General features: G+C 36.8%; 13 protein-coding genes and 2 tRNA genes. 14 read left to right on the forward strand and 1 reads right to left on the reverse strand.

Annotation, left to right across the window (positions count from 1 at the left end):
* Nucleotides 1-124 precede the first annotated feature (124 nt).
* From AACZ49_RS17835 to AACZ49_RS17890, 12 genes are all read left to right on the forward strand, one after another.
* Nucleotides 125-196 (forward strand) — tRNA-Thr (locus AACZ49_RS17835).
* A gap of 55 nt (nucleotides 197-251) precedes the next feature.
* Nucleotides 252-1,439 (forward strand): elongation factor Tu, encoded by a 1,188-nt coding sequence (gene tuf / locus AACZ49_RS17840; protein WP_091627324.1) that lies wholly within the window; start codon nucleotides 252-254, stop codon nucleotides 1,437-1,439.
* A 97-nt stretch (nucleotides 1,440-1,536) separates the two neighbouring features.
* A tRNA-Trp gene (locus AACZ49_RS17845) sits at nucleotides 1,537-1,609 on the forward strand.
* A 55-nt stretch (nucleotides 1,610-1,664) separates the two neighbouring features.
* Entirely contained in the window at nucleotides 1,665-1,853 is a 189-nt protein-coding gene (gene secE / locus AACZ49_RS17850) for a preprotein translocase subunit SecE (protein WP_091627321.1), read from the forward strand.
* An 8-nt stretch (nucleotides 1,854-1,861) separates the two neighbouring features.
* Entirely contained in the window at nucleotides 1,862-2,413 is a 552-nt protein-coding gene (nusG, locus tag AACZ49_RS17855) for a transcription termination/antitermination protein NusG (RefSeq protein ID WP_089262964.1), read from the forward strand.
* Nucleotides 2,414-2,484: 71 nt separating this feature from the next.
* Nucleotides 2,485-2,922 carry a 50S ribosomal protein L11 gene (gene rplK, locus AACZ49_RS17860; RefSeq protein ID WP_027067854.1) on the forward strand — a complete coding sequence of 146 codons (438 nt, stop codon included), beginning with the start codon at nucleotides 2,485-2,487 and terminating at the stop codon, nucleotides 2,920-2,922.
* Nucleotides 2,923-2,940: 18 nt separating this feature from the next.
* The gene (gene rplA / locus AACZ49_RS17865) at nucleotides 2,941-3,630 is read left to right on the forward strand and encodes a 50S ribosomal protein L1 (protein WP_339657547.1); all 690 of its coding nucleotides are present in this window, start codon (nucleotides 2,941-2,943) and stop codon (nucleotides 3,628-3,630) included.
* Between the two features lie 26 nt (nucleotides 3,631-3,656).
* The gene (rplJ, locus tag AACZ49_RS17870) at nucleotides 3,657-4,172 is read left to right on the forward strand and encodes a 50S ribosomal protein L10 (RefSeq protein ID WP_339657549.1); all 516 of its coding nucleotides are present in this window, start codon (nucleotides 3,657-3,659) and stop codon (nucleotides 4,170-4,172) included.
* A 50-nt stretch (nucleotides 4,173-4,222) separates the two neighbouring features.
* Nucleotides 4,223-4,600 carry a 50S ribosomal protein L7/L12 gene (gene rplL, locus AACZ49_RS17875; protein ID WP_339657551.1) on the forward strand — a complete coding sequence of 126 codons (378 nt, stop codon included), beginning with the start codon at nucleotides 4,223-4,225 and terminating at the stop codon, nucleotides 4,598-4,600.
* Nucleotides 4,601-4,732: 132 nt separating this feature from the next.
* On the forward strand, nucleotides 4,733-8,542 hold the full coding sequence (gene rpoB, locus AACZ49_RS17880; protein ID WP_339657553.1) for a DNA-directed RNA polymerase subunit beta: 3,810 nt from the start codon (nucleotides 4,733-4,735) through the stop codon (nucleotides 8,540-8,542).
* A 62-nt stretch (nucleotides 8,543-8,604) separates the two neighbouring features.
* Complete coding sequence (gene rpoC, locus AACZ49_RS17885; RefSeq protein ID WP_339657555.1) at nucleotides 8,605-12,903, forward strand: DNA-directed RNA polymerase subunit beta'; 4,299 nt, start codon at nucleotides 8,605-8,607, stop codon at nucleotides 12,901-12,903.
* A 54-nt stretch (nucleotides 12,904-12,957) separates the two neighbouring features.
* Nucleotides 12,958-13,272 carry a DUF3467 domain-containing protein gene (locus AACZ49_RS17890; RefSeq protein WP_339657557.1) on the forward strand — a complete coding sequence of 105 codons (315 nt, stop codon included), beginning with the start codon at nucleotides 12,958-12,960 and terminating at the stop codon, nucleotides 13,270-13,272.
* Nucleotides 13,273-13,304: 32 nt separating this feature from the next.
* On the opposite strand, the gene AACZ49_RS17895 is transcribed toward AACZ49_RS17890, so the two are convergent.
* Nucleotides 13,305-14,894 carry a peptide chain release factor 3 gene (locus AACZ49_RS17895; protein ID WP_339657559.1) on the reverse strand — a complete coding sequence of 530 codons (1,590 nt, stop codon included), beginning with the start codon at nucleotides 14,892-14,894 and terminating at the stop codon, nucleotides 13,305-13,307.
* A 382-nt stretch (nucleotides 14,895-15,276) separates the two neighbouring features.
* On the opposite strand from AACZ49_RS17895, the gene AACZ49_RS17900 reads away from it, so the two are divergent.
* Nucleotides 15,277-18,585 carry a gliding motility-associated C-terminal domain-containing protein gene (locus AACZ49_RS17900; RefSeq protein WP_339657561.1) on the forward strand — a complete coding sequence of 1,103 codons (3,309 nt, stop codon included), beginning with the start codon at nucleotides 15,277-15,279 and terminating at the stop codon, nucleotides 18,583-18,585.
* A 13-nt stretch (nucleotides 18,586-18,598) separates the two neighbouring features.
* A complete protein-coding gene (locus tag AACZ49_RS17905) occupies nucleotides 18,599-19,552 on the forward strand; it encodes a type IX secretion system membrane protein PorP/SprF (protein WP_339657563.1) in 954 nt (317 codons plus the stop codon).
* Nucleotides 19,553-19,566 lie beyond the last annotated feature (14 nt).

The following is a 19,566-nucleotide window of genomic DNA, read 5'->3' on the forward strand; positions in this document are numbered from 1 at the left end:
GAGCGTCAGCCTTCCAAGCTGAATGTCGCCGGTTCGAACCCGGTCTCCCGCTCTATAATTTGACAGTAATGTCATCCCTGCGAAGGCAGGAATCTATTCTGAGAAGTTAGATTCGACACTTTACGCCGGTGTAGCTCAGGGGTAGAGCGTTTCCTTGGTAAGGAAGAGGTCACGAGTTCAATTCTCGTCATTGGCTCAATTAAGGTATAAATTTGTACACTAATATAAACTAAGATTAAAATTCATTAAACATGGCAAAGGAAACTTTCGATCGTTCCAAACCGCACTTAAATATAGGTACTATTGGACACGTGGATCACGGTAAAACTACATTAACTGCTGCTATTACAACTGTTTTGGCAAATGCAGGTCTTTCTGAAATGAGAAGTTTCGATTCTATCGATAACGCTCCTGAAGAAAAAGAAAGAGGTATTACTATTAACACTTCACACGTAGAGTACTCTACAGCGAACCGTCATTACGCTCACGTAGACTGTCCTGGTCACGCGGATTATGTAAAGAACATGGTTACAGGTGCTGCTCAAATGGATGGTGCTATTTTAGTTGTTGCCGCTACAGATGGTCCTATGCCTCAAACTCGTGAGCATATCCTTTTAGGTCGCCAGGTTGGTATTCCTAGAATGGTTGTATTCATGAATAAAGTGGATATGGTTGATGATGAGGAATTGATCGAGCTTGTTGAAATGGAAGTGAGAGAATTGCTTTCTTTTTATGAGTATGATGGGGATAATGGACCTGTAATTGCTGGTTCTGCATTAGGTGCATTGAACGGTGAGCAAAAATGGGTTGATACGGTAATGGAATTGATGGAAGCTGTTGATAGCTGGATCGAATTGCCTGTAAGAGATGTTGAGAAGCCTTTCTTAATGCCTGTTGAAGATGTGTTTACTATTACTGGTCGTGGTACTGTTGCTACCGGTCGTATAGAAACGGGTATTGCGAACACTGGTGATCCTGTTGAGATTATTGGTATGGGTGCTGAAAAATTAAACTCTACAATTACTGGGGTTGAGATGTTCCGTAAGATATTGGATAGAGGTGAAGCTGGTGATAATGTAGGTATCTTGTTAAGAGGTATTGAAAAGTCGCAAATTAGCCGTGGAATGGTAATCTGTAAACCAGGTTCTGTTAAGCCGCATGCTAAATTTGAAGCTGAGGTTTATGTGTTGAAAAAAGAAGAAGGTGGTCGTCACACACCATTTCATAATAACTACCGTCCTCAGTTCTATGTAAGAACTACTGACGTTACTGGTAACATTGCACTTCCTGCAGGAGTTGAAATGGTTATGCCAGGTGATAACTTGACTATTACAGTTGAGTTGATTCAGCCAATCGCATTGAGCGTAGGTCTACGTTTCGCTATCCGTGAAGGTGGTAGAACTGTAGGTGCTGGTCAGGTAACTAAGATTATAGATTAATTTAGTCTAAAGAGTATTGTATTTAAGGGTGTCTTGCTCAAGCGGGACACCTTTACATGCAAATAAAAGAATAGGTGGTTTTTATATCACCATTCATACGGGTGTAGCTCAGTTGGTAGAGCACTGGTCTCCAAAACCAGGTGTCGGGAGTTCGAGTCTCTCCTCCCGTGCACAATATTATTTGGAAGAGATATCCTTTAGTTGAAATTGTAAAACATAATATAGATGTTCACATATATAAAAGAATCCGTTGAAGAGTTAAGGAATAATGTTACTCTTCCTTCACGTGCAGAATCATCAAATTTGATGGTTATTGTAGCTGTGTTTTCTATCCTTTTTGCATTGGCAACTTGGGGTGTGGATACGGTCTTTAGTAAGGTGATAAAATTATATTTTAACACTGTTTTAAACTAGTAGGTCCTATGTCAGAAGTATTAGAAAAAAAATGGTACGTTGTAAGGGCTGTCAGTGGTCAAGAGAATAAAATCAAAGGATACATTGAAAGTGAGGTAGAGCGTCATGGTTTTTCTGACTATCTAGAAGATGTTCTTGTTCCTACTGAAAAGGTAGTTCAGATTAGAAATGGCAAGAAGATAAACAAAGAAAGAGTTTATTTCCCTGGCTATATAATGATAAAAGCGAACTTGGGAGGTGAAATGGTTCACATTATCCGTTCAATTACTAATGTTATAGGCTTTTTAGGGGAGACTAAAGGTGGTGATCCAGTTCCTTTGAGGAAGAATGAAGTGAATAGGATGCTAGGTAAAGTAGATGAGCTTGCTGTTAATACTGATAGTGTTGCGATTCCATTTGTATTTGGTGAGACAGTTAAGGTTATTGATGGTCCTTTTAATGGTTTTAACGGGACTGTCGAGAAGATTAACGAAGAAAAACGTAAGCTTGAGGTAATGGTGAAGATTTTCGGTAGAAAGACACCTTTAGAGCTTAGTTACATGCAAGTTGAAAAAGTATAAGAATAAGTGTTACATACATATATTAAAGTAGTGTTGCTTCCGTAAACACACTTTCAATTTAATTTTAAACAATGGCAAAAGAAATAGGTAAAGTAGTTAAACTACAAGTTAAGGGAGGTGCAGCGAATCCGTCGCCACCGGTTGGACCTGCCTTAGGTGCTGCTGGTGTTAACATTATGGAGTTCTGTAAGCAGTTTAATGCTCGTACGCAGGATAAGCCAGGTAAAATATTACCGGTTGTTATCACCGTTTACAAGGATAAGTCTTTCGACTTCGTTGTAAAAACACCACCGGCGGCAATACAGCTATTGGAAGCGGCTAAGATTAAGAAAGGATCTGGCGAACCTAACAGAGTAAAATTAGGTAGTGTTACCTGGGACCAAATCAAGGCAATAGCCGAAGATAAAATGGTTGACCTTAACGCATTTACGGTAGAATCGGCTATGAGTATGATAGCGGGTACTGCACGTTCTATGGGTATGAAGGTGGCAGGAAAGAAACCTTTTTAAAATCTTAAAAGTAATTAAATGGCAAAGTTAACTAAGAAGCAAAAGGAAGCGCACTCCAAAATAGAGAAAGATAAATTATACTCTCTAATGGAAGCTTCAGCTTTAATAAAAGAGATAACCAATACAAAATTTGATGCATCAGTTGATTTAGCTGTTCGTTTGGGTGTGGATCCAAGAAAGGCAAATCAAATGGTTCGTGGTGTAGTTACACTACCTCACGGAACTGGTAAAGATGTTAAGGTTTTAGCTTTGGTAACCCCAGACAAAGAGGAAGAGGCGCAAGAAGCTGGTGCTGATTATGTTGGGTTAGATGAGTATTTGGAAAAAATTAAAAATGGTTGGACAGATGTTGATGTAATTATCACTATGCCAAGCGTTATGGGGAAATTAGGTCCTTTAGGTCGTGTATTAGGACCAAGAGGTTTAATGCCCAATCCAAAAACAGGAACTGTAACTATGGATGTGGCTAAAGCTGTTGCGGAAGTAAAGGCAGGTAAAATAGATTTTAAAGTTGATAAAACTGGTATCGTACATGCTGCGATAGGTAAAGCTTCTTTTTCTGCAGATAAATTAGCAGATAATACTAAAGAGCTGTTGGATACTTTGAATAAATTGAAGCCAACTGCGGCAAAAGGTGTTTACATGAAAAGTATTTTTATGTCAAGCACAATGAGTCCAAGTTTGCAATTAGATCCAAAATCAGTTTAACAAGCTGCTAGTTAAAAATTATAAGTATGACAAGAGAGGAAAAAGCAACGGTTATAAAAGATTTGACTACGCAGTTGGCAGAAAGTACAACCATCTATTTGGCAGATATTTCTGGCTTAGATGCTGGTACAACTTCTGATTTAAGAAGAGCTTGTTTTAAGGCAAATATTAAACTGGCTGTAGTTAAGAATACATTGCTTTCTAAAGCAATGGATGCTTCTGAAAAAGATTTTGGTGAATTACCTGAAGTATTGAAGGGGAATACCTCTTTAATGTTTTCGGAAGTTGCCAATGGTCCTGCGAAATTGATAAAGAATTTTAGAAAAAAATCTAAAAAACCTTTATTAAAAGGAGCTTTTGTTGAAGAAGCAGTTTACATAGGTGATGAAAACTTGGATGCATTAGTAAGCATTAAGTCTAAAGAAGAAATGATTGGCGAGGTTATTGGATTATTACAATCTCCTGCTAAAAATGTTATTTCTGGACTTAAATCTGGCGGTGGTAAACTGGCTGGTATCCTTAAAACATTATCTGAAAGATAAGTACGCACTATAAACTAAGTATATTTTAAAATTTTATTAAACGATAGAAAATGGCAGATTTAAAAGATTTCGCAGAGCAATTAGTTAACCTTACGGTAAAAGAAGTAAATGAGTTAGCTGGTATATTAAAAGATGAATACGGTATTGAGCCTGCAGCGGCAGCAGTAGCAGTAGCTGTTGGTGGTGGTGCTGAAGCTGGTGAAGCAGCTGAAGAAAAAACAGAATTTGACGTAATTTTGAAAGCAGCTGGTGCTTCTAAATTAGCAGTGGTTAAATTGGTTAAAGAATTAACTGGTTTAGGTTTGAAGGATGCAAAGGATATTGTTGATAGCGCACCAAAAGCTGTTAAAGAAGCTGTTTCTAAAGATGAGGCAGAAGGTATCAAAAAATCATTGGAAGAAGCTGGAGCAGAAGTTGAGCTTAAATAATAGCAACAACCATATTATTTTTGGTTTAGGTCTTTTCGCTTTTTGCGGTTAGACCTAAGCCTTTTTATAGAATTAGGTATATTTAGAGGTGTACCACCCATTTAGTACTCACGATCAAAACACTGTCCGTAGATGTTCACAAATCAGACTGAAAGAATAAGCTTTGCTTCCGCAAGAAATACACCGGATTATCCGGATTTCTTAGATATTCAGATTAAATCTTTTCAAGACTTTTTTCAACTAGAGACTAAATCAGATGAAAGAGGTAATGAAGGTCTTTATAATACCTTCATGGAAAATTTCCCAATAACTGATACTAGAAATCAGTTCGTATTGGAATTCTTAGATTATTTTATAGATCCACCGCGATATTCTATCCAAGAATGTATCGAGCGTGGTCTTACCTATAGCGTACCGTTAAAAGCACGTTTAAAGTTGTATTGTACAGATCCGGAACACGAGGATTTTGAGACGATAGTTCAAGATGTGTATTTGGGTACTATACCTTACATGACTCCAAGTGGTACTTTCGTAATTAATGGTGCCGAGAGAGTTGTGGTTTCTCAGTTGCATAGATCTCCAGGGGTTTTCTTTGGTCAGTCTTTTCATGCAAATGGGACAAAGTTATATTCAGCAAGGGTAATTCCTTTTAAAGGTTCTTGGATTGAATTTGCTACCGATATTAATGGCGTAATGTATGCTTATATCGATAGAAAGAAAAAATTACCGGTTACTACTTTGTTCAGAGCAATTGGTTTTGAACGTGATAAAGATATATTAGAGATATTTGACCTTTCTGAAGAGGTTAAGGTTTCTAATGCCGGACTTAAGAAAGTACTAGGTCGAAAATTGGCTGCAAGGGTATTGAATACCTGGCATGAGGATTTTGTGGATGAAGATACAGGTGAGGTTGTTTCTATTGAACGTAATGAAATAGTTCTTGACCGTGATACTATTCTTGAAAAAGAGCATATCAATGAAATTATAGATGCTGATGTAAAAACAATTCTTTTGCATAAGGAGAATAACGCGCAATCAGATTACGCTATTATTCATAATACCTTGCAAAAGGATCCAACGAATTCTGAAAAGGAAGCAGTTGAGCATATCTACCGTCAATTACGTAATGCTGAGCCGCCAGATGAGGAAACGGCTCGTGGAATAATTGATAAATTATTCTTTTCTGATCAACGATACAACTTAGGTGAAGTTGGTCGTTACAGAATGAATAAAAAATTACAGTTGGATATTGGAATGGACAAGCAAGTCTTGACTAAAGAAGATATCATAACGATTATAAAATATTTGATTGAGTTAATAAACTCAAAAGCAGAGATTGATGATATTGATCACCTTTCTAACCGTCGTGTTAGAACAGTAGGTGAACAATTGTCATCGCAGTTCGGTGTTGGTTTAGCTCGTATGGCAAGAACAATACGTGAGCGTATGAATGTTCGTGATAATGAGGTATTTACACCTATAGATTTGATTAATGCGAAGACATTGTCTTCTGTCATAAATTCTTTCTTTGGTACAAATCAATTATCTCAGTTTATGGATCAAACGAATCCATTGGCAGAGATTACGCACAAAAGAAGACTTTCGGCTCTAGGTCCAGGTGGTCTTTCTAGAGAGCGTGCTGGTTTCGAAGTTCGTGATGTTCACTATACACATTATGGTCGTTTATGTCCTATTGAAACTCCAGAGGGTCCGAATATTGGACTTATTTCTTCACTTTCTGTTTTTGCAAAAGTGAATCCTATGGGCTTCTTGGAAACACCGTATAGAAAGGTTGCTGATTCAGTTGTGGATATCAATAATTTTACTTACCTAAGTGCTGAAGAGGAGGAAGGAATGAAGATTGCGCAAGCAAACATTCCAATGGATGAAAATGGTAAAATAAGTGCTGAAAAAGTTATTGCTAGAGAAGAAGGTGATTTCCCCGTGGTAAATCCATCTGATATTCAATATACTGATGTTGCTCCGAACCAAATAGCTTCTATTTCTGCTTCATTAATTCCATTCTTGGAACATGATGATGCGAACAGAGCATTGATGGGTTCTAACATGATGCGTCAGGCTGTACCTTTATTGAAACCACAATCACCAATTGTTGGTACTGGCTTGGAACGTCAAGTTGCTTCAGACTCAAGAGTATTGATAAATGCTGAAGGAGATGGGGTTGTTGAGTATGTAGATGCTCAAAAGGTTACCATCAAGTATGATAGGACTGATGAAGAGAGATTAATTAGTTTCGAGGAAGACGAGAAAACTTATTTCTTAGTTAAATTTAGAAAAACCAACCAAGGAACGAATATTAACTTAAAACCAATTGTACAAAAAGGGGATAGAGTTAAAAAAGGACAGGTATTATGTGAAGGTTATGCAACTGAGAAAGGTGAATTGGCATTAGGTAGAAACTTAACAGTGGCATTTATGCCATGGAAAGGATATAACTTTGAGGATGCAATCGTAATTTCTGAAAAAGTTGTTCGTGAAGATATTTTCACATCTATTCATGTTGATGAGTATTCTTTGGAAGTAAGAGATACAAAATTAGGTGCAGAAGAGCTTACCCATGATATACCAAACGTTTCTGAAGAGGCAACTAAAGACCTTGATGAGAATGGTATGATTAGAATTGGTGCCGAGGTTAAACCAGGTGATATTCTTATTGGTAAGATTACACCAAAAGGTGAATCTGATCCTACACCTGAAGAAAAATTATTACGTGCCATTTTTGGTGACAAAGCTGGTGATGTTAAGGATGCATCTTTAAAAGCTTCACCTTCTTTAAGGGGTGTTGTAATTGAGAAGAAATTGTTCTCTAGATCTGTTAAGGATAAGAGAAAGCGTTCTGAAGATAAAGAAGAGCTTTCTAAACTTGAATTGGAATACGAAGTTAAGTTCCAAGAATTAAAAGATGTACTTGTTGAAAAATTATTCACTATAGTTAATGGTAAGACTTCGCAAGGTGTACTTAATGATTTAGGAGAAGAAGTTTTACCTAAAGGTAAAAAATATACCATGAAAATGTTAAATTCTGTTGATGATTTCGCACACTTGGTAGGCGGAAGTTGGACTACAGATAACGACACAAATACATTGGTTGCTGATTTACTTCACAACTATAAAATTAAACTTAACGATTTACAAGGTAACTTGAGAAGAGATAAGTTTACAATCTCAGTAGGAGATGAATTGCCAGCTGGTATAATGAAACTTGCTAAAGTTTATGTAGCTAAAAAGCGTAAACTTAAAGTTGGTGATAAAATGGCCGGTAGACACGGAAACAAGGGTATTGTTTCTAGAATAGTACGTCATGAAGATATGCCGTTCTTGGCAGATGGAACTCCTGTAGATATTGTGTTAAATCCATTAGGTGTACCATCTCGTATGAACATTGGGCAGATTTATGAAACTGTATTAGGTTGGGCAGGTCTTAAATTAGGTAAAAAATTCGCAACGCCAATTTTTGATGGTGCAACTTTAGATCAAATTAATGCCTATACGGATGAAGCAGGTATTCCAAGATTTGGACATACATACTTATTTGATGGTGGAACAGGACAGCGTTTTGATCAACCAGCTACTGTTGGTGTAATTTATATGTTGAAACTTGGTCACATGGTAGATGATAAGATGCACGCTCGTTCAATAGGACCATATTCTTTAATTACACAACAACCATTGGGTGGTAAAGCTCAATTTGGTGGTCAACGTTTTGGAGAGATGGAAGTTTGGGCACTTGAAGCATATGGTGCATCGGCAACTTTACGTGAGATTTTAACGGTCAAATCTGATGATGTTATTGGAAGGGCTAAAACTTATGAATCTATCGTTAAAGGTGAGACTATGCCAGAGCCTGGTTTACCAGAATCTTTCAACGTTTTAATGCACGAACTTAAAGGATTAGGTTTGGATATTAGACTTGAGGAATAGTTCAATAGTTAATATTGAAGACTATTAAGTAAAACAAATTAAAACATTATCAGCACGCTATTATGGCAAGAATAAAAGATAATAACCCAGTAAAAAGGTTCGATAAAATTTCAATAGGATTAGCTTCACCAGAATCAATTTTGGCAGAATCTAGAGGAGAAGTTTTAAAGCCGGAAACAATAAACTATAGAACTCACAAGCCAGAACGTGATGGTTTGTTCTGTGAGCGAATTTTTGGTCCTGTAAAGGATTATGAATGTGCTTGTGGTAAATATAAACGTATACGTTACCGAGGTATCGTTTGTGACCGTTGTGGTGTAGAGGTTACTGAGAAAAAAGTAAGAAGAGATCGTGTAGGTCATATTAATTTGGTTGTACCGGTTGCCCATATTTGGTATTTCCGTTCTTTGCCTAACAAGATTGGATACCTATTGGGCTTACCATCCAAAAAATTGGATATGATTATTTACTACGAACGTTATGTAGTAATACAACCAGGTGTAGCTAAAGGTCCTGAAGGGGAGGAAATTCAAAAAATGGATTTCTTAACTGAAGAAGAATACTTGAATATTTTAGAAACTATACCTCAAGAAAATCAATATCTAGAGGATTCTGATCCAAATAAGTTCATCGCTAAGATGGGAGCAGAATGCTTAATTGACTTATTGGGAAGAATTAATCTAAAAGAGCTTTCCTTTGAACTAAGGCATAAAGCAAATACTGAAACTTCAAAGCAACGTAAAACTGAAGCTTTAAAGCGTTTACAGGTAGTTGAAGCTCTTAGAGAATCTCAAGAGAATAGAGAAAACGAACCAGAGTGGATGATTATGAAGGTAATTCCGGTTATACCACCAGAATTACGTCCGTTAGTTCCTTTAGATGGTGGTCGTTTTGCAACATCAGATTTAAATGATCTTTACAGAAGGGTGATTATTAGAAATAACCGTCTTAAGAGATTAGTAGAAATAAAAGCTCCAGAAGTAATTTTACGTAATGAAAAACGTATGCTTCAAGAAGCTGTAGATTCTTTATTTGATAATACAAGAAAAGCATCCGCTGTTAAGACTGAATCAAATAGGCCATTGAAATCACTTTCTGATTCATTGAAAGGTAAACAAGGTCGTTTCCGTCAAAACTTATTAGGAAAGCGTGTAGATTATTCAGCACGTTCTGTTATTGTTGTAGGACCAGAAATGAGGTTGTTCGAATGTGGACTTCCAAAAGACATGGCAGCTGAATTGTACAAGCCTTTTGTAATCAGAAAATTGATAGAAAGAGGTATTGTTAAAACGGTAAAATCTGCTAAGAAAATAATAGATAAAAAAGAGCCTGTTGTTTGGGATATTTTAGAGAATGTTTTGAAAGGACATCCTGTAATGTTGAACAGAGCTCCTACATTACACCGTTTGGGTATTCAAGCGTTCCAGCCAAAACTAATTGAAGGTAAGGCAATACGTTTACACCCATTAGTATGTACTGCATTTAACGCGGATTTTGATGGTGACCAGATGGCGGTTCACCTTCCTTTAGGACCAGAAGCAATTCTAGAATGCCAATTATTAATGTTGGCCTCTCATAATATTTTGAACCCTGCCAACGGTTCACCGATTACTGTACCTTCTCAGGATATGGTTTTGGGTCTGTATTATATGACCAAAGAAAGAAAATCAACTCCAGAACTAATTGTTAAAGGTGAAGGAATTACATTTTATTCATATGAGGAGGTAGAAATAGCTTTCAATGAAGGAATGGTTGATTTGAATGCTGGTATAAAAGTACGAGCAAAAGATTTTAATGAAGAAGGAGAATTAGTTTACAAAATTATTCCAACTACAGTTGGAAGGGTATTGTTTAACATGGAAGTGCCTGAAGCTGCTGGTTACATTAACGATGTATTGAACAAGAAATCACTTCGTGATATTATTGGTGGTATATTAAGTGTAACCGATGTGCCTACCACTGCTGACTTCTTGGATAAGATTAAAACAATGGGTTATGATTTCGCTTTTAAAGGCGGATTATCCTTTAGTTTAGGAGATATTATTATTCCACAGGAAAAGCATGAGATGATTGCTGAAGCTAACGTACAAGTTGATGGGATTAAGGCCAATTATAACATGGGTCTTATTACAAACAATGAACGTTATAATCAAGTAATTGATGTTTGGACTTCTACGAACGCACAGTTGACTGAATTGGCAATGAAGCGTATACGTGAGGATCAACAGGGTTTCAACTCGGTATATATGATGCTTGATTCTGGTGCAAGGGGTTCTAAAGAACAAATTCGTCAGTTAACAGGTATGCGTGGTTTAATGGCTAAGCCTAAAAAGTCTACTGCAGGTGGTGGGGAAATTATAGAAAACCCTATCCTTTCTAACTTTAAGGAAGGTTTATCCATTTTGGAGTACTTTATTTCAACACACGGTGCTCGTAAAGGACTTGCGGATACTGCCTTAAAAACGGCAGATGCAGGTTACTTAACTAGAAGATTGGTTGATGTTTCTCAAGATGTAATAATTAATACAGAAGATTGTGAAACACTAAGAGGAGTAGAAGTACAGGCGCTTAAGAAGAATGAAGAGATTGTTGAAAGTCTTGGGGAAAGAATATTAGGTCGTGTGGCGTTACATGATGTTTATAACCCAATGACAGAAGAATTAATTCTTACTTCAGGTCAACAGATAATGGAAGCTGATGTGAAGAAGATTGAAGCTTCTCCAATTGAAAAAGTAGAAGTTCGTTCTGCTCTTACATGTGAGGCTGAAAAAGGAATATGTGCTAAATGTTACGGAAGAAACCTTTCTACCAATAAAATGGTACAAAGAGGTGAAGCTGTTGGTGTTGTAGCTGCTCAGTCAATTGGTGAACCAGGTACGCAACTTACATTAAGAACATTCCACGTGGGTGGTATTGCAGGTAACATTTCAGAAGATAACAAATTAGAGGTTAAATTCTCAGGTGTTGCTGAAATTGAAGATTTAAGAACTGTTTCAGGTGAAGGATCAGATGGTAAAACTGCTGAGATTGTTATTTCAAGAACAAGTGAAATTAAGGTAGTAGATGCTAAAACAGGAATTACCTTAAGTACGAATAATATTCCTTATGGTTCCCAATTATTTGTAGAGAACGGAGCTAAGGTTACAAAGGGAGATGTAATCTGTTCTTGGGATCCATATAACGGTGTTATTGTTTCTGAATTCCCAGGTAAAATTGCTTATGAAAATATTGAACAAGGTGTAACTTACCAAGTTGAAATTGATGAGCAAACTGGTTTCCAAGAAAAAGTAATTTCAGAATCTAGAAACAAAAAGTTGATTCCAACTTTATTAATTCAAGATTCAAAAGGTGAAACATTACGTTCTTATAACTTACCTGTTGGTTCGCACATCATGGTAGATGATGGTGATAAGATTAAGGAAGGTAAAATTTTGGTGAAAATACCACGTAAATCTGCGAAAGCGGGTGATATTACTGGTGGTCTTCCAAGAGTTACCGAATTATTCGAGGCTAGAAATCCTTCTAACCCGGCAGTTGTGTCTGAGATTGATGGTGTAGTTTCTTTTGGTAAAATTAAGAGAGGTAATAGAGAAATTATCATTGAATCTAAGTTAGGTGAAGTGAAAAAATATCTTGTAAAACTTTCTAACCAGATTCTAGTTCAAGAGAACGATTATGTTAGGGCAGGAATGCCTTTATCTGATGGTTCAATTACTCCAGAAGATATCTTATCCATTAAAGGCCCATCGGCTGTACAACAGTACTTAGTAAATGAGGTTCAAGAAGTGTATCGATTACAAGGTGTTAAGATTAATGATAAGCATTTTGAAGTTGTTGTAAGGCAAATGATGAGAAAGGTAAGAATTCAGGATCCAGGGGATACTATCTTCTTAGAAAATCAACTCATTCATAAAGATGATTTCATTAAAGAGAATGATGATATTTTCGGAAAGAAAGTAGTGATGGAAGCCGGTGATTCTGATAATCTTAAACCAGGACAAATTGTTACTCCTCGTGAACTTAGAGATGAAAATTCTTTATTGAGACGTGGTGATAAAGCTTTAGTAGATGCACGTGATGCGGTATCTGCAACTGCGACCCCAATATTACAGGGTATTACACGAGCATCTTTACAGACGAAGTCATTTATTTCTGCTGCATCGTTCCAAGAAACGACAAAAGTGTTGAACGAAGCTGCTGTAAGTGGTAAAATTGATACATTAGAAGGTCTTAAAGAGAATGTAATTGTTGGTCATAAGATTCCGGCTGGTACCGGTATGAGAGACTATGATAACATTATCGTTGGGTCCAAAGAAGAATATGATGAGATAATGGCCAGAAAAGAGGCCTTAAGATTTTAATATTATTATAACCCTCAAATTTTATTTGAGGGTTATTTTTTTAATTGATATAATATGAGTGACAATAAAAATCCGAATCAAAAGCAAATTAACATTGAATTGGATGAAAAAATAGCGGAGGGAATTTATTCTAATCTTGCTATAATTAATCATTCAGTTTCTGAATTTGTAGTTGATTTTATAAGTATGATGCCTGGTGCCCCGAAAGCAAAAGTGAAGAGTAGGATAATTTTGACTCCACAACACGCTAAGAAATTTTTGAAAGCACTGAACGATAATGTTCAACGTTTTGAGAAAGCGCATGGTGCAATAAAGGATTATGAGCAACCCTCCATTCCAATGAATTTTGGTCCTACAGGAGAAGCTTAAAAAAAGCCCAACTTTTAAAAGTTGGGCTTTTTTTATTCAAACTCAGAAGTAAAATGAAGTTTTACTGAAGGATATTTTTGTTGAGTCATTTGTAGTGAGAATTGAGAATCTGCCAAAAACACTAATTGTCCTCTTTTATCTTTCGCTAAGAATTTTTGTTTAACGCGTTCAAATTCTTTGAATTCCTCGGTTTTTCTATTTTCGTTACCTACCCAACAAGCTTTATAAACGTTGAAATTTTCATAACTACACTTCGCTCCATATTCATGTTCAAGTCTATATTGTATAACCTCAAATTGCAAGGCACCTACAGTACCGATAACCTTTCTGCCATTTAATTCTAAAGTAAATAATTGTGCAACACCCTCATCCATTAACTGGTCAATACCTTTGTTCAGCTGTTTCGATTTCATTGGGTCTGCATTATTGATATACCTAAAGTGTTCAGGCGAGAAACTTGGTATGCCTTTATAATGTAAAATTTCTCCTTCGGTAAGAGTATCACCGATTTTAAAGTTGCCAGTATCGTGTAGGCCTACAATGTCACCAGGATATGAAATATCAACGATTTCTTTCTTTTCGGCAAAAAATGCATTCGGACTAGAGAATTTTAGATTTTTTCCTTGACGTACATGTAGATAAGGTTTGTTACGCTCAAAAGTTCCTGATACAATTTTTATAAATGCTAAACGATCTCGATGTTTTGGATCCATGTTCGCATGAATCTTAAATACAAAGCCAGTCATGTCTTTTTCACTAGCTTCTACCAAACGTTCTTCTGCATTTTTGGAGCGTGGGGTAGGGGCAATTTGTATAAAACAATCTAACAGTTCTCTAACTCCAAAATTGTTCAATGCAGATCCAAAGAAAACAGGTTGTTGGTCACCTTTTAAATATAGTTCTTTGTTGAATTCTGGATAGACACCCCAAACCAATTCTAGATTGTCTCTCAATTCAGTTGCTGCCTTGCTGCCTATTATTTTATCCAATTCAGGATTGGTTACATCATCAAAAGCAATGGTTTGTTCTATGTTCTTCTTACTGTCACCACTAAAAAGGTTGATATTTTTTTCAAATATGTTGTAAATACCCTTAAAATCATACCCCATACCAATAGGGAAACTTAATGGTGTAACTGAAAGACCAAGTTTTTGTTCTAACTCATCTAAAAGGTCAAAGGCGTCTTGACCTTCTCTATCCATTTTATTGATGAACACCAACATAGGAATTTTTCGCATTCTACAGACCTCTACCAATTTAACAGTCTGTTCTTCGACACCTTTAGCTACATCTATAACTACAATAACACTATCAACTGCAGTTAGTGTTCTAAAAGTATCTTCTGCAAAATCTTTATGCCCAGGCGTATCTAGAATATTTATTTTTTTATTCTTATAAATAAATGCAAGTACAGAAGTAGCTACAGATATACCTCTCTGTCTCTCAATCTCCATAAAGTCACTTGTAGCCGTTTTTTTTATTTTATTGTTTTTAACGGCTCCAGCTTCCTGAATTGCACCTCCAAAAAGTAACAATTTCTCGGTTAATGTAGTTTTTCCGGCATCAGGGTGAGATATTATGCCAAAGGTTCTTCTTCGCGCTATTTCTTGCTTAAAAGTCATGTAGAATATTTGTGCAAAAGTAAGATAAAATGGATTCTTAGTTGTTAAGTTTAATTAATGAAAATCCAAAATGCGTAGTTTATTTTATAAGAATGGAGCTTTGTTTTTTTGATATTGGTTTCAAAATTTTCCTAGTAGATAAATTATTTTGAATAGTCTTTTAATTCAATATCAACGTAGATAGAATATGAATTTTGCCAATTATTAGTAATTGAACCAATAATTAAGCTATTTGTCTTGTGAATTTGATGGTTGAACGAAAAACCATTTGAGTTCAATATTTTATAATATATCTTAGCATAGTTTTTATTAAGATAGCCCCACTTTCTTATAAGAATCTTATACTACCGTGCCATGGTGATTAGTAAAACACTAAACACTTATGGGTAAAATTACTTTGACTTTACGTTATTTTTTTTCGTTCAAAGGCTATGCCCTTTTGGCAGCACTATTTTTAACGTTTTCTTTTACTACAATTAATCATTTAGAATCCGATTTATCGAGTCTGAATACTATAGATACAGATGGCGATGGGGTTATAGATTCAATTGATATTGATGATGATGGTGATGGAATAATAGATTCTAAAGAGGATAAGAATTTAGATGGTGATAATAACCATACAACAAATTCTTCAGATACAGATGGTGATGGGATACCTGATTATTTAGATTTAGATTCGGATAACGATGGTCTCTTAGATAATTTGGAAGGACAAAATTTCCATAACTATAAACCTAAATCTGAAATAGATTCTGATGGAAATGGTTTAGATGATATTTATGAAAGCTTGCCAGGAGCTGGAGAGGGTTTTGCCTTTTATGACAGGGATGGAGATGGAAAATCGGACCACCTAGATATCGATAGCGATAATGATGGAATACCAGATAACGTGGAGGCACAGACTACTTCGGGTTATAAAGCACCGAACGAAGATGATGCGGGGACCTATGCAATAAACCATGGTGTGAACAGTGCATATTTAGGTGGATTAGAACCTGTAAATACTGATGGTACACCACGACCAAATAAACCTGATTATTTAGATTATGACAGTGATGATGATTTTGTACTCGATAATAACGAGGGCAACGATTTCAACTATGACGGTATTCCTGATCAGAACTATACTGGAATCGATACGGACAACGATGGACTAGATGATGGTTATGAAGGTTCTGATGTTAACGATGGCTTCGATGTAAACGATGAAATCGACGACCCTGCCAACGACCTTCCTGATACCGATGGTACCGAGGACGTTAACTACAGAGATCTTGACGATGACGGTGATGGCATCGATACCCCAGACGAGGATGCCGATAATGATGGTGATCCAACCAACGACGATACGGACAATGACGGAACTCCTGATTATCTTGATCCAGACCAAGGTCCTGATACCGATGGAGATGGTGTGACTGACACTGCCGACCATGATGATGATAATGATGGTATTTTGGATACTACAGAAGACCCGAATATTGATGGAGACAATGACCCATTGACTGACCCTACGGACACTGATAATGATGGCAAGCCAAACCACCTTGATATTGACAGTGACAATGACGGTATTCCTGATAATGTTGAAGCCCAAACTACTTTGGGTTATATAGCTCCGAACGAAGATGATGCTGCAACCTATGCTGTGAATGATGGAGTCAATAGTGCATACCCAATAGGACTTATACCAGTGAACATCGATGGTACCGACAATGTCGATTACCTTGACGATGACAGTGACAATGATTCGGTTCCTGATAATAACGAGGGCAACGATTTCAACTATGACGGTATTCCTGATCAGAACTATACTGGAATCGATACGGACAACGATGGACTAGATGATGGTTATGAAGGTTCTGATGTTAACGATGGCTTCGATGTAAACGATGAAATCGACGACCCTGCCAACGACCTTCCTGATACCGATGGTACCGAGGACGTTAACTACAGAGATCTTGACGATGACGGTGATGGCATCGATACCCCAGACGAGGATGCCGATAATGATGGTGATCCAACCAACGACGATACGGACAATGACGGAACTCCTGATTATCTTGATCCAGACCAAGGTCCTGATACCGATGGAGATGGTGTGACTGACACTGCCGACCATGATGATGATAATGATGGTATTTTGGATACTACAGAAGACCCGAATATTGATGGAGACAATGACCCATTGACTGACCCTACGGACACTGATAATGATGGCAAGCCAAACCACCTTGATATTGACAGTGACAATGACGGTATTCCTGATAATGTTGAAGCCCAAACTACTTTGGGTTATATAGCTCCGAACGAAGATGATGCTGCAACCTATGCTGTGAATGATGGAGTCAATAGTGCATACCCAATAGGACTTATACCAGTGAACATCGATGGTACCGACAATGTCGATTACCTTGACGATGACAGTGACAATGATTCGGTTCCTGATAATAACGAGGGCAACGATTTCAACTATGACGGTATTCCTGATCAGAACTATACTGGAATCGATACGGACAACGATGGACTAGATGATGGTTATGAAGGTTCTGATGTTAACGATGGCTTCGATGTAAACGATGAAATCGACGACCCTGCCAACGACCTTCCTGATACCGATGGTGCCGAGGACGTTAACTACAGAGATCTTGACGATGACGGTGACGGTATCGATACCCCAGACGAGGATGCCGATAATGATAGTGATCCAACCAACGACGATACGGACAATGACGGAACTCCAGACTATCTTGATCCAGACAATGGTAATATTGAAGATTTAGATGTAAATGATGATGTTGTAACAACACCTATAGATACACAAATTGATATTGCCATTTTGGATAATGATTTTGGAATTCCTAGCGATGGTACATTGACGTTGACAGAACCAATTAACGGAACCATAACAATTAATAATGGTGGAACACCTGAGGATATTTTGGACGACACAATTACTTATACTCCAAACGATAGCTTCGAAGGGACTGAAAGTGTCGATTATACGGTTTGCGATTCACTGGGTAATTGTGATACGGCAACAATTACCATTATGGTAGGGGAGCCAGTTGCGTTGGATGTTATAGATGATGTTGTAACAACACCTATAGATACACCAATAGATGTAGATATTTTAGATAATGATTTTGGAATCCCAAGCGATGGTATAATGACATTGACAGAACCATCGAACGGAACCATAACAATTAATAATGGAGGAACACCTGACGATATATCCGACGACACAATTACTTACACTCCGAATGACGGCTTTGAGGGGTCAGATAGTTTAAATTACACGGTTTGTGATAAAATGGTCAATTGCGATGCGGCTTCGGTTGATATAACAGTAACTAATGATAATCCTAATCTCCCAGAAGAGTTTGTAATTGAAGTAAATCAGATGGTTACACCAAATGGTGATGGTAGAAATGAATTCTTGTTTATAAGAGGTGTAGATCAAATTCGTAGCAGTACATTAAAAATCTTTAACAGATGGGGAGTTACTGTTTATGAAGGCGAAAATTATAATAATCAAAATAATGTATTTGACGGTAGGTCAAGAGGTAGGTCGACTTTAGGTGTCAACGATTATCTACCTGCTGGAATATATTTCTATATATTTGACTACACCACTTTAGAGGGTGAGAAAATAGTAGATAGTGAATACCTTTATATAAGTAGATAATAGTTTGTAAAATATGAATATTAGAAATAAGGTTATAATTCTACTAGGTGGTTTATTGCTTATTTGTGGAACCGCAGTTGCACAGCAAGATGCTCAGTATACACAGTATATGTTTAATACCATGAGTGTCAACCCAGCATATGCCGGATCCAGAGGACAATTAAGTATTGGAGCATTATATAGATCGCAATGGGTTGGTTTAGAAGGTGCCCCCAAAACACAAACGTTAAACATTCAATCTCCAATTAGAAATAGCAAATTAGGTTATGGTGTTTCTATTGTGAATGACGAAATTGGTAATGGAGCAGTACAGGAGACATATTTTGATGCAGTAATCTCATATACTATTGATGTATCGGCGGAAGGGAAATTATCATTTGGTTTAAAAGCTGGTGGTAATCTGTTAAATCTAGATTTTACAAAGTTGCGTAATTTTGATATGGAAACTGTAACTGCCGATAATATTGAAAATAGATTCTCACCAAATATGGGAGTTGGTTTATATTATCATGCTGAAAGATTTTATGCCGGTCTTTCTGCCCCAAATCTTTTACAAACAGAACATTTTGATAATTCTCAAAGAAATGCCAACAGTGTTCAATTTCTTTCCAAGGAAAGAATAAATTTTTATTTAATTACGGGTTATGTTTTCGATTTAAACGGGAATATGAAATTCAAACCCGCTTTGTTGACCAAAGTTGTTGGTGGAGCACCATTACAGGTTGATTTTTCAGCAAACTTTATGTTTAATGAAAAATTTACATTCGGCGCAGCTTACCGATGGGACGCTGCGCTAAGTGCTATGGCAGGTTTTCAAATCTCGAATCAGTTTATGATTGGTTTGGCTTATGATAGAGAAACTACAGATTTAGGGGGGACACAATTTAACGATGGATCATTTGAGGTACTTTTGAGATATGAATTGGTTAAATCTTTTCAAAGATTGGTATCACCTCGTTTTTTCTAATTGGCAAACTTATA

The sequence above is a fragment of the uncultured Maribacter sp. genome (assembly GCF_963975365.1).
Taxonomy (GTDB): domain Bacteria; phylum Bacteroidota; class Bacteroidia; order Flavobacteriales; family Flavobacteriaceae; genus Maribacter.